This window comes from Desulfitobacterium dehalogenans ATCC 51507, assembly GCF_000243155.2.
GTDB classification, from domain to species: Bacteria; Bacillota; Desulfitobacteriia; order Desulfitobacteriales; family Desulfitobacteriaceae; genus Desulfitobacterium; species Desulfitobacterium dehalogenans.
This window is the reverse complement of sequence record NC_018017.1, coordinates 3,939,268-3,952,033: the sequence shown is the minus strand read 5'-3', so window position 1 is coordinate 3,952,033 and position 12,766 is coordinate 3,939,268. Positions and strand designations below refer to the sequence as shown.

8 protein-coding genes are annotated in these 12,766 nt (G+C 45.9%); 6 read left to right on the top strand and 2 right to left on the bottom strand.

Annotated elements, in window-relative coordinates; translation table 11 throughout:
- Positions 1-21: 21 nt before the first annotated feature.
- The 5 genes from DESDE_RS18960 (at position 22) to hcp (ending at position 7,999) form a co-directional block, all read left to right on the top strand.
- Positions 22-2,010, top strand: a complete 1,989-nt coding sequence (locus DESDE_RS18960; protein WP_174270154.1) for a methyl-accepting chemotaxis protein — start codon at positions 22-24, stop codon at positions 2,008-2,010.
- A gap of 48 nt (positions 2,011-2,058) precedes the next feature.
- Entirely contained in the window at positions 2,059-2,664 is a 606-nt protein-coding gene (locus DESDE_RS18955) for a TetR/AcrR family transcriptional regulator (protein WP_014795639.1), read from the top strand.
- 17 nt (positions 2,665-2,681) lie between these two features.
- Complete coding sequence (locus tag DESDE_RS18950) at positions 2,682-5,705, top strand: PAS domain-containing hybrid sensor histidine kinase/response regulator (protein WP_014795638.1); 3,024 nt, start codon at positions 2,682-2,684, stop codon at positions 5,703-5,705.
- The gene (locus tag DESDE_RS18945; protein WP_014795637.1) at positions 5,702-6,097 is read left to right on the top strand and encodes a response regulator; all 396 of its coding nucleotides are present in this window, start codon (positions 5,702-5,704) and stop codon (positions 6,095-6,097) included. The genes DESDE_RS18950 and DESDE_RS18945 overlap by 4 nt, the downstream gene beginning before the upstream one ends.
- A 252-nt stretch (positions 6,098-6,349) precedes the next feature.
- Entirely contained in the window at positions 6,350-7,999 is a 1,650-nt protein-coding gene (gene hcp / locus DESDE_RS18940) for a hydroxylamine reductase (protein ID WP_014795636.1), read from the top strand.
- Positions 8,000-8,096: 97 nt separating this feature from the next.
- Here the strand turns inward: hcp and DESDE_RS18935 are convergent, their stop codons facing one another.
- Together DESDE_RS18935 and DESDE_RS18930 are read right to left on the bottom strand one after the other, a co-directional pair.
- Complete coding sequence (locus DESDE_RS18935) at positions 8,097-8,882, bottom strand: enoyl-CoA hydratase/isomerase family protein (RefSeq protein ID WP_014795635.1); 786 nt, start codon at positions 8,880-8,882, stop codon at positions 8,097-8,099.
- Between the two features lie 796 nt (positions 8,883-9,678).
- The gene (locus DESDE_RS18930) at positions 9,679-11,745 is read right to left on the bottom strand and encodes an oxidoreductase (RefSeq protein WP_014795634.1); all 2,067 of its coding nucleotides are present in this window, start codon (positions 11,743-11,745) and stop codon (positions 9,679-9,681) included.
- Between the two features lie 212 nt (positions 11,746-11,957).
- Here DESDE_RS18930 and DESDE_RS18925 point away from each other — a divergent pair, with 212 nt between their 5' ends.
- Positions 11,958-12,740: an electron transfer flavoprotein subunit beta/FixA family protein gene (locus tag DESDE_RS18925; RefSeq protein WP_014795633.1), complete on the top strand. Its 783-nt coding sequence runs from the start codon at positions 11,958-11,960 to the stop codon at positions 12,738-12,740.
- Positions 12,741-12,766 lie beyond the last annotated feature (26 nt).

Sequence of the window (12,766 nt, the reverse complement as noted above, 5' to 3'; positions counted from 1 at the left end):
GGAAACTGGAGGAACTGCGTGTTGAAAAGTATCAGAACGAAACTCGTCATTTATTTTTCCATTCTTGTACTGCTGTCATCCTTAGCCCTAGGTTATCTGTCTTTGTCAAGGGCCAGCGATGCTCTTACAGCTGAAGCAGAAAAAGCCTTGACTTCACTTGCCGACGATGCAGCCAGACTTACAGAAAGCCGTCTGGAGATCCAGAAGAAAACCTTAGAGATGATCGCCTTAAGAGAAGATATTCAAACCATGGATTGGCAGGTACAACAACCAATATTGCAGAGACAAGTCCCCAATACAAATTTTCTTGATATTGGGGTAGTTCAGTTGGATGGGACAGTCAACTATTCCGATGGGTCAACCAGTCAACTTGGGGACCGGGACTATGTGAAAAAGGCCTTAAAAAGAGAAACCAATGTATCCGACTTAATTATCAGCAGAGTAACCAATGATCGAGTTATAATGTATGCCACACCTATTATACATGATGGACAAGTGGTGGGAGCACTAATCGGGCGCCGTGACGGCAATGCCCTTAGCCTTATTGCTGAGGATACGGGATATGGCCAAAAGGGTTATGGATATATGATCAATAGTCAAGGAACAGTCGTTGCCCACCCGGACAGTGAAAAAGTACGGAATCAATTTAATCCCATCGAAGAAGTCAAAGGGGATCAAAGCTTAACATCCATAGCAGTTTTGTTTGAAAATGTGCTGAAAGAGGGTCGAGGAGTTGGTTCCTATACTTTTAATGGCCAAGATTTATACGCAGGATATGCCCCTATCCAGGGGAGTAACTGGATCTTCATTATTACAGCGGGTCAGGAAGAAGTTCTGTCAGCCATTCCTGCTCTCCAGAGAAATATTATCATCGCCGGAGTGGTCATTTTACTCGTAAGCATTGGCCTTGTCATCTTAATCGGGAATTCCATGGCTAAACCCATTATGAAAGTAGCAGAGTGCGCAGAGAGAATTGCCCAATTGGATGTGACTCATGATGTACCCGAAGCATTTCTTAAAAAGGAGGATGAGATTGGAACTTTAGCCAAAGGAATTCAGGTTATTACCTCCAGTCTCAGAGAATTTATCAGGGATGTCAGAGAGTCCTCTGAGCAAGTCGCTGCAGTGTCTGTGCAACTAACAGGGTCAACCCAGCAAAGTGCTGCCGTCGCGGAAGAAGTATCGAAAGCAATTAGTGAAATTGCCAAGGGAGCATCAGAGCAAGCCGGCAACACAGAAGAAGGAGCGGTGAAAGCAGTCCGCCTTGGCCAAGTCATAGAAAAGGACCTTGAGTTAGCTAAAGCTTTAAATACCGCATCCTATAAGGTTTCAACCGTTGTGGATGAAGGGTTGAAAGAGATTGATAACCTGACTCACATCTCCGAAGAAAACAACGAAGCTACTCTTGAAATCCGCCAAGTGATTTATAAAACCAATGAAAGCTCTCAAAAGATCGGGCAAGCCAGCAGTGTGATTGCTTCCATAGCGGAGCAAACCAATCTTTTGGCCTTGAATGCAGCCATCGAGGCAGCTCGGGCGGGAGATGCCGGACGAGGCTTTTCCGTGGTAGCCGAAGAGATTCGCAAGCTGGCTGAGCAGTCCTCAGCTTCCACCAAGTCTATCGATCTTATGGTAAAGGAATTGCAAGATAACTCTCAAGATGCAGTCAAAAACATGGAGAAAGTATCCATGATATCTAAGCAACAAACTGAAAGCGTCATGACCTGCCAGGATAAGTATCGGGTGATTGCCCAATCCATGGCAGAAGCCATTCAAGCTGTGAATGAGTTAAATGCATCCGAAGCAGAGATGGACAAAATTAAGGATGAAATCCTGTTGACTTTACAAACTCTCTCCGCAATCGCTGAAGAAAACTCTGCCGCTACGGAGGAAGTTACCGCCTCCATGGAAGAACAAACCGCATCTATCCAGGAAATCGCTGCTTCCAGCGAAGGACTTTCGGATTTAGCTCAAAGTCTTAAAACGGTCATCATGAAATTTAGGCTATAAATACATTAAAGAAGGGTTATGTGTGCTGACAAGATAAGGAGAATTAATATGGATATTAATCTTATACATAGAAAAGAGAGCTTAGTCATTATGGCCATCTCCCTTATCAATGAAAAGGGCTTCCAAGGCTTATCCACAAGAGAAGTGGCCAAAAGGGAAGGAGTCTCTGAAGCTACCATCTTTAAGCATTTTAAGTCAAAACATGAACTCGTGTTAGCCGTTCTCGAGCACTCTTCCCAATATGATAATGCTTTGTCTGAGTCAGCCTTAAAAAAAGACTTAACTCCCAAAGAGAAGATTCTTCATTTAATTGACAGTCATATGACCTACTGTGAGAACTATCCGGAAATCACAGCGATTTTTCTAGCCTACAGTGGATTGTTGTATGAAAAAGAGCTCAGGGATAAGGTTATGGACATCATATCCCGACGGCTAAAAACCATCCAATCTTTAATCAAGAGTTCCATTGAAATCGGTGAACTTAACCCATCCGTTTATAGTGAAAGCTTAGCCAATATTATTCTGGGGATGATTCAACAGATTATCCTTGAGTGGCGAATGGCAGGGTTTAGCTTCTCATTAAGGGAGTACACCATTACTTCAGCGACCATGCTTTTGGATGCCTTCACCGCGACACACGAATCCAAATCATAGAGAGGAGATAGAGAAGGGTGGATCCCAGCCTGCATTTAGTGGATAATATCCCTGCCCTTATATGGAGTAACGATCGGGAAGGAAAGCATGACTATGTGAATCAAGCTTGGTTGGAATTTACGGGGCTTACTTTTGAGGAAATCCGTGATGATGGTTGGGTGAGCAGCATTCATCCTGAGGATTACTCGAAGACCATGGATGTGATGGAGCATAGTTGCAGACATAATGCACCCTTTGAAGTAGAGTACCGGTTACGTCGCTATGATGGAGAATATCGTCATTGTCTGAATCGTGGTCAACCCTATTATGATTCCCAAGGAGAACTTGCAGGGTATACCGGTGTGGTCATAGATATTACGGATCGGAAATTGGTACAGGAGGCCGAAAGAGTATATCAGATTGTTTTCAGCCATGCTCGGGATATTGTTCTGATGATTGATGAGGAGGGACAAATACTTGATGCTAATGCAGCGGCGATTAATACCTATGGGTATAGCCGTGAGGAGTTAATATCCTTAAAAATATTTGACCTCCGTACAGAGCCCAATTTTGCTTGGCAGCAAATATTTACTGCCCTGGAAAAGGGATGCTTTTTCGAGACGGTACACTTGCGTAAGGACGGAAGCAAAATTCCTGTAGAGGTGAGTTCTCAAGGCATTCTTTGGAGGGATAAACGAATTCTAATAAGCATCATCCGTGACATTACAGAGCGCAAAGAAGCAGAAGTTATTATCCGTGAAAACGAAGAGAAATTCAGAGAGATTTTTAATCGTATCACAGACTGTGTGTTTATCCATGAAGTTAAGGACGATGGACAAATTGGACGAATTCGAGAAGTCAATGATATGGCTTGTGAGCTTATCGGGCTGACCAGGGCTGAGATTATGGACTTAAGTAATGAAGTCATCCAAGCCAAGAGCCCTATGACCTTGGCTAATGAGTTCACTCAGAAATTGTTAAGTAAAAGTCACCTGGTTTTCGAGGGAATGCTTTTGACCCAAAAAGGGAGGGAAATCCCTGTGGAAGTCAAAGCTCATTATACTGTTTTAAACGGCCAAAGGGTGTTGCTTTCCATTGCCAGAGATATTACCAATCAAAAGCGGATCCAACAGATATTATTAGAAAGTCATAATAAATATCGCCAGCTTTTCGATAATATTACCGATGCGGTTTTTGTCCATGAACTAGAAGAAAATGGACATCCCGGGCCATTGATCGAAATTAATGAAAAAGCCAGCAGGCTTATGGGATATAATGAAGAAACCTTCAAACTTTTTATAGGAGCTTGTATCCGACCAGCCTCACCCCAATTGACCTTGGATGAAATGTGGGAAGGCCTTAAGAAAACCAATTCAGTAAGTTTCGAAGGGGTATGTACCAACCTGAAGGGTGAGGATATTCCAGTCGAAGTCAATTGCCATACCTTTAGATTGAACGGCAGAAATGTCATGTTGACTCTTCTTCGTGATATTACCGAGAGAAAGCAAATCGAACAGGAACGCAAACAGGCTGAAGTGGAACTTCAGCAGGCCAAAGAGAAGGCTGAAGCCGCCAATCGGGCCAAAAGCGAATTTTTGGCCAATATGAGTCATGAAATTCGTACACCTATCAATGGGATCATTGGTATGATTGATCTGACTCTCTTAGCCTCCTTAGAGGATATCCAAAAGGAGAATCTAAAGATTGCCAAGAACTGCGCCTATTCTTTGTTCAAAATTATCAATGATATTTTGGATTTTTCTAAGATCGAAGCCGGAAAATTAACCGTTGAAGAGATTGAATTTAACCTTAAGGAAATCATCGAGCAGATTATAAAAACTCATAGCCCTGAAGCTGAGCGTAAAGACTTAGACTTAGTCTATACCTTTTCAGCGAACCTTCCCGATTACTATAACGGGGATCCGGAACGCATTAAGCAGGTGCTTAATAACCTGCTGAGTAACGCCCTCAAATTTACTGAACGGGGGGAGGTCTCCCTTACGATCAAACGCTTACAATGGGACAAGGACTTTTCGGAGTTTAAATTCACTGTTAAGGACACCGGGATTGGCATAGCCAAAGAGGAACAAATAAATCTTTTTGAAGAGTTTAACCAAGTGGACGGTTCTATTACCCGCAAATATGGGGGAACCGGCTTAGGGTTAGCTATATCAAGAAAACTGGTCGACATGATGGGCGGGAAAATCTGGGTTGAAAGTGAAAAAGGGAAAGGGAGTTCTTTTTGCGTTGTATTGAAGTTAAAGCACTGTGACAAGGACGCTATAGGCTTCAAACCAGCCCGGAATATAGATGAGCCAAAGGTGACATCAACGGCAGGATCTTACCGAATCCTTTTAGCTGAAGATCATGCTGTAAACTCCGTCGTGATTACGGAAATGCTCAAAACCCAAGGGCATGCTGTGGATGTCGCCATGGATGGAGAGGAAGCATTAGCTCTTTATCATAAGAATTCCTATGATGTTATTCTTATGGATATCCAGTTGCCTCGCTTGGACGGGATCGAAGTAACGAAAAGAATCAGGGAAAGTGAAGGGGTCCAAAGCCATACCCCCATCATTGCCATAACCGCATATGCCTTGAAAGGGGATCGGGAAGGATTTCTGAATGCCGGAATGGATGAATATATTCCCAAGCCCGTGATGATGGAGGAACTGATCATGGTCTTGGATAGAGTGGTCACCAAGTTCGTTTCCGGAGATGGACAGGTCCAGCAGGAAGAGGTTGTCATTACAGATGAAGGAGTCTATTTGGCAGGCATGCCCTCTTCCTTAGAGAGAGTCAACGGGGAACTTGAGCTCTTCGAAATGGCCTATGATCTTAAAAAATTGCGAATCGCCTTAAACAATGGAGACAGCGTGGCCCTAGAACATATAGCTCATCGCATAAAAGAACGGTGCTCCGTAATCGGAGCCCATAGATTAAAGGCTCTTGCCTTTAAGATCGAGCTGGCTGCCCGACGCGGAAATCCTGAGGAGGCAAAGGAATATATGTATTATTTGGATAGTGAGTATAAACAATTAAGTGGAGGAAAAGTTGAATGAAAATACTCGTAGCTGAGGATGACTTAGCCAGCAGTGCCTTCCTGGCCCAATTCCTCGCCCAATACGGAGAGGTCGATCGGGTGGTGGATGGTTTAGAAACACTGGAGGCATATTCCTTATGTCGGCAAGAACTTAGGCCTTATGACATCATCTTTTTGGATATTATGATGCCTAAAGTCGATGGAGTCACGGTCTTAAAGGCCATAAGAAATTATGAAACCAAAAAAAAGATTAAACCTGAAAATAAAACAAAAGTTATTTTGACCAGTGCCTTATCTGAAACGGATTATGTCAAAAAGGCTAAAGAAGTCGGTTGTGAGGGTTGTTTATCCAAGCCTATCAATACACAAGAAGTACATAATCTATTGGTGCAATTAGGAATTGTAGATTAGAACCATTTTATCAAGCTTATTTGACCTCCTATTGAGACTCTGTTCAAAGATGATTGTCGTTAGGAACTTCATTGATAAGAGGTAAAAAACAACTAGTGTGAGTTTTATCACACTCGCCAAAAACTGAGGTCACAGAATTGTTTTTTACCTTAGGATAAGATAATTCCAGACGGTTGGAACTGTACTAACTGTCAAATGACAAAATTGATGAACACAAAATCATATTAATTATGTATAGGAGGATACGAAAAGATGAGTATGTTTTGTTTTCAATGTCAAGAAACGGCTAAAGGAACTGGCTGCACCATCAAAGGAGTATGTGGAAAGACTGCAGATGTCTCCAACTTACAGGATCTTCTGATCTATGTCATGAAAGGAATCGCAATCAACAGCCTTCAAGCTCGTGAATTAGGAATTGTTCGTCAAGATATAGACAAATTCGTTATGGAAGGCTTATTTGCCACCATTACCAACGCTAACTTTGATAACGCTCGTTTCGTAGCTCTGGTTCGTGAAGGTCTTGCTTTACGTGATAGCTTAAAAGCTGACATCGTCAAAGCTGGAGGAGTTCTTCCTGCTAACCTTCATGACTCAGCAACTTGGACTGCTGATTCCGCAGAAGAATTTGACCAAAAAGCAGCACAAGTGGGTATTTTAGCCACTGAAAACGAAGATGTACGCTCCCTCCGTGAACTTTTAATCTATGGACTCAAAGGAATGGCTGCTTACGCCGAGCATGCCTTCGCTCTTGGCTATGAAGACAACAGCATTTTTGCCTTCATGATGAAAGGCTTAGCGGCTACTACTGATGACAGCCTCTCTGCGGACCAATTGGTCGCTCTGGTTCTTGAAGCCGGAAAATACGGTGTAGATGTTATGGCTCTTCTGGATAAAGCCAACACCACGACCTACGGCAACCCGGAGATCACCAAAGTCAATATCGGCGTGCGCAATAACCCCGCTATCCTCATCAGTGGTCACGATTTAAGAGATTTAGAAGACCTCCTGAAGCAAACAGAAGGAACCGGCGTGGATGTTTATACACATGGTGAAATGCTTCCCGCTCATTACTACCCATCGTTTAAGAAGTATGATCACTTTGTCGGTAACTATGGAAATGCCTGGTGGAAACAAGATAAAGAATTTGAATCCTTCAATGGAGCCATTCTTCTCACCACCAACTGCTTAGTGCCCCCTAAGGATTCCTATAAAGACCGTCTCTTCACTACCAGTGTCGTGGGCTATGAAGGTGTAAAACACATCCCTGCCCGTGAAGAAGGAAAAGTCAAAGATTTCTCTGCAGTTATCGAGTTAGCCAAGACCTTACCGGCACCTACAGAGATCGAAACCGGAGAAATCGTCGGCGGATTTGCACATAATCAAGTCTTTGCCGTAGCAGACAAAGTCGTCGATGCTGTAAAATCCGGTGCCATCAAACGCTTTTTCGTCATGGCAGGCTGTGACGGACGGATGAAGAGCCGGGATTACTATGCAGAATTCGCTAAAGCCCTTCCCAAAGACACCATCATCCTCACTGCAGGCTGTGCAAAATATAAATACAACAAACTGGAACTGGGGGATATTGGCGGTATTCCAAGAGTCTTAGATGCCGGACAATGTAACGACTCCTACTCCTTGGCCGTCATTGCTCTTAAGCTTAAAGAAGTCTTCGGTCTTGACGATGTCAACCAGCTCCCCATCTCCTACAACATTGCTTGGTATGAGCAAAAGGCTGTCATCGTACTCCTGGCACTCCTCTACCTGGGCGTAAAGAACATTCACTTAGGACCCACCCTGCCTGGATTCCTCTCTCCCAATGTAGCCAAAGTTCTTGTAGAGAACTTCGGAATTGCCGGTATCACCACTGTCGAAGACGACATGAAAATCTTCATGGGTGAATAATCATCCTACTCAATACCTTCCCTCACCTAAAGCAGGAGGCCTAAGCCTCCTGCTTTTTTTTCTTCCGGAGAATCACTTGACCAATCTGCGATTCCGGTTAGCGGCCATGGAATTTTGGTTCGCGTTTTTCCAGGATAGAGGTGATGGCCTCTTTTTTGTCTTCTGTACCCATGCAGAAAGTGGAGCCGGCTTCTTCATACATCAGCCCTACTTCTAAAGGAGCATCCACAGCCAGGTTAATGGCTTTTTTAGCAAAGCGAATGGCATAAGGAGGCATATTGGCAATCTGTTCAGCCATATTAAAGGCCTCATCCAATAAATTTTCCGACTCTACCACAATATCCACAAGTCCGATGCGAGCTGCTTCTTGAGCATCGATCCGCTCGGAAGTGAAGATAAGGCGTTTGGCTTGGCTGGGGCCGACAGTTCGTGTCAGACGTTGCGTTCCTCCCATATCCGGGTTAAGACCAATACGCACTTCGTTAATGGAAAAGACAGAGGAACTTGAGGCAATGCGGATATCTCCACATAGGGCCAGCTCCAAACCACTTCCCACGGTGATGCCATTGATTGCCATAATGACGGGTTTAATAAAACGATCCCAACGGGTGTTAATGCCTTGATAGCGATACAGATCACGTGAGATAAAATGAGAGTTAAGCTTGGCTAAAAGAGAGAGATCGGCACCTGCACAAAAGAATTTATCCCCTGCTCCGGTGAAGATAACCACCCGGATCTCATCATCATAATGAAGGTCCTCCTGAATTTTCTCCATCTCCTGGTAAGTATCTAAGGTCCAGGAATTTCCCTTATTGGGACGGTTTAAGGTAACAAGGGCTATAGCCCCTTTTTTCTCCACTGTAAAATCATTGTATGAACTCATCGATGCTACCCCTCTCATGGGTTGGTGAACCCATTTATTTAGTATCTCAATTTTCCCTATCGCTGATGGTATCCGGCTATGCAGCAAAAGCCTGAAGGCTGAATCTCCAGGATTTTGCTTTCGGCGTTCACTCTATAAGCTGTGCGGAGCAATCTAATCGCTCAAGACCTCCGCTGCGCCGGGTGCACCTGCGCCGCTAAGTAGTCTCTGTGGGGTGGCGGCTTGGGCGAAACCCTCGCCCGGGTTTCGTGGCTAAATCGGCTCCTCGAAAGCACTGCTTTCGCACTTGTTCTCATAGCCGGTTGGAAACGTCCTGTTTCCAACCCGACTCCGCTGCAGTCTTTTCGCGAAGATTGCTTACCTGCTCGCTTAGAATCCGTTCTCTGCCTTAAAGCAAAATCCTTGGCCTGTCTTTCGGGCTTGGGGGTTGCAGATGAAAAGAATGACCCCAGAAAGGACACGAAAAGACTCGCAAGCGTAGCTTTACGCACAAGAGGGAACGGCTTTCACTGTGTATAAGGCAGCTAAGGCTTTCTGCTCAAAGGTTTGGCGACGAAAGTGTCCGGTGGACAGTTTCGCTCAAAGCGGCACACCCCAAAGGGTTCTTATCCGCTGCAGATGCTGTTAAGAAAGCGAGTTAACCAGCTCTGGAGCTATGGAGTACGTGTGCTCCGATGAAGAAAGCCTCCGGTGGAGGGTTTCAGGAGCTCACGCCCGAAGGTTCGTTGTGCGTAAAGCTACATGACCCAGACAACACTTTTCGTCCTCTACCGGTGCCGCCCAAGCTGCATCCGGCTTAACCCAAACTAAGGGCGGCCTTATACCCGGTATGAACCGCATCCAACACTTTGGCGGGTTTAATGGCATCTCCGATCTGATGTAAGGTTACATGGGTGGGTAACCTATCCTGGAGAGCCTTCAGTAACTCCTGGTTAGCCACAGAGCCAACGGCTGACACCACAGTATCTCCGGGAATCAAGCTTTCGCCTTCCGGACCCTCCACCCAGACTCCGTCGGCACGAACTGCTTTTACTGCAGTATGAGTCAAAACTTTTACTCTATGACGTTGAAGATCAGCCAGCATTGCCCATCGGGTGCTTGAGCCCAGGTCGCGGCCCACGCCTTTGGTCATTTCCACCAAAGTAACTCGTTTTTTTCCTTGGAAAAGCAATTTAGCTAAGGCTTCTGTATTTTCCGCTTGATTGACGATCAAGAAACGGAGAGTTTCAGCATCCAGGGTTCCTTGACCGGCTAGGTAGAGGGCTGTTTCCACTCCCACCGAGCCGCCGCCGACAATCACTACATTTTCACCCGTCTCTTTTCCGGTAAGGACATCCCAGGCCTGGATAACCTCTGCCCCTTCATCTACCGGGAAGGGAGGATTCATAGGCAGAGCACCGGTAGCGAGAACGATATCCGTAAAGCCTTCCTCCTCAATACTTGCGGAGAGATTCTCCAGATTGGCCTCTTGATTAGTAAAGAGCCTGACTCCCTGGACCTTGCAGGCCTGAACCAGATATTCCGTAAACCGATTGAAATCCTGGCGATCCGGCGGTGCCGCAGCTAAATTGAGCTGTCCGCCCGGTTGGTCTGATTTTTCCCAGACCGTTATATCATGTCCCTGTGAGCTGGCTACCCGTGCAAACTCCAGCCCGGCAGGACCGGCCCCTATCACGAGAACTTTTCTAGGGGGTGAGGAAGTCCCTCCATTGATGGTATTACCGGTGTTCTTCGCGCCCTTACCCTGAGCCTTTAGCTCAGCTTCCCGTCCGGCTTCCGCATTGACCAGGCAAGCCACGGGCTTCCCGCGGAACACATGATCCAGACACCCTTGGTTGCAGGCCACACAGGGGCGAATGGGGGAGGGATCCAATCCCTGGGCTTTTAAGGGTAAATGGGGATCCGCCAGAATTGGCCGGGCAAACCCCACCAGGTCTGCATCCCCTGAAGTAAGGATATCCCGGGCCAACTCAGGGGTAGTAATGCGATTAGAAGCAAAAACCGGTACTGAAACCACTTTTTTAATTCCCCTCGCTAAATATCGGAATGCAGCCGGGGGAACGTTCATAGTAATCTGAGGGACGACTGTCTCATGCCAGCCCCCTGTTACATTAATAGCATTAATCCCAGCTTCCTCCAAAGCTTTAGCAAAAGTCTGCGCCTCCACGTTGGTATGCCCGCCCGGAATAAAATCATGACCCGCGATTCGGGCAATGACAGGAAAGTCAGGCCCTACCCCTTGGCGAATGGCTTCCACAATTTCCAGCGCAAAACGCATCCGATTGGAAAGATCCCCACCATACTCATCCGTTCTCTTATTGGTCACCGGGGAGAGAAATTCGGAGATGAGATATCCTGTCCCTGCCAGAATTTCCACGCCGTCGAAGCCCGCCTGTTGAGTACGGACAGCAGCCTGGGAGAATTTCTGGACCAGTTCCTTAATTTCTTCCACAGTCAATTCATGGGGGATTTCTTTCGTTAGTTTAGAAGGGAGGGGAGATGGGGCAACGGGTTGATTTCCAGTTAATAGAGAAGATGCATAATTTCCCGCCTGATAGAGTTGGGTTACGACCTTAGCGCCTTCTTGGTGGACGGCCTCCACGAGCCTTTGCAATCCGGGAATGAAGCGATCCTCATCCAATTGAACCATTCCTAAGGTATTGCCGACCCGATCGATGCCGCACCCGCCGATGATGACCAAACCTACACCACCCCGCGCGCGAGCTCGATAGAATTCAATGAGCTGATCCGTGACCTCCCCGTCAGGGCAATAGTTAAGATGCATGGCGGGCAGCACCATACGGTTTTTCAGCTCCATTTTTCCGATGTGAATCGGTGAAAAAAGAGGATCTTGATTGGACATAGCTTGCACCTCCAAAAATGAATGACCATTCATTATCGAACAGCATATCACGAAAAGGCTTTGAAGGAAACATTTTTTTATGAATAATCAGATAATTAAGGAAATATAAAATATTTTAAAAAATAGTATTCCGTTTTGTCCGGGGATTTGATATTATATATTATAAAAATGAATGAGTATTCATTCAGGAACCAGGAGAAAGGGGAAACGAGATGAACATATTGGTTTGTCTAAAACAAACATTTGACACCGAAGCGAAGATTGTGATCAATCCACAGGGTCAAATTGATTCTACCGGAGTGAATCTCATCATGAATCCCTATGATGAGTTTGCTGTGGAAGAGGGAATCCGTCTCAAAGAAAAATTCGGTGGAGAAGTAACGGTACTGAGTATGGGTGGTCCCAAAGTCAGTGAAGTGCTGCGGACAGCCCTGGCCATGGGAGCGGACAAAGCGGTTGCCATTCAGGATCCTGCTTTAGAAGGCAGCGATGAATTTGTTACTGCGGTCGTTCTCGCTAAAGCTGTTCAAAACATCCCCTACGACATCATTCTTTCCGGACGGATTGCCATTGATGACGGTTCGAGCCAAGTGACCACCCGTCTGGCAGAGCTGTTGGGAGTGCCGTCGGTTTCAACAGTTACAGAGTTGAAGGTAGAAGGCATGACAGCTACAGTGTCCCGTGACATCGATGGGGGGAGCGAAGTCCTCGAAGTGCCCCTGCCGGCCGTAATTACCGCCCAAAAAGGCTTGAACGAACCCCGCTATCCATCCGTGGCAGGAATTATGAAAGCTAAGAAAAAGGAATTGAAGACGTTGACCCTGGCTGATCTCGGATTATCAGCAGCTGAAGCCGGTACACAAGGGGCTAAGATGAAGGTGGTCAATATAAGCTTACCTCCCGCTCGCCAAGCGGGCCGCCTAATCCAAGGAGAGCCTCCGCAAGCTGTTGCCGAATTAGTCAATGCCCTGATGAATGAAGCAAAAGTAATTTAATTGAAGGAAAATAAGGAAAGAGAGGA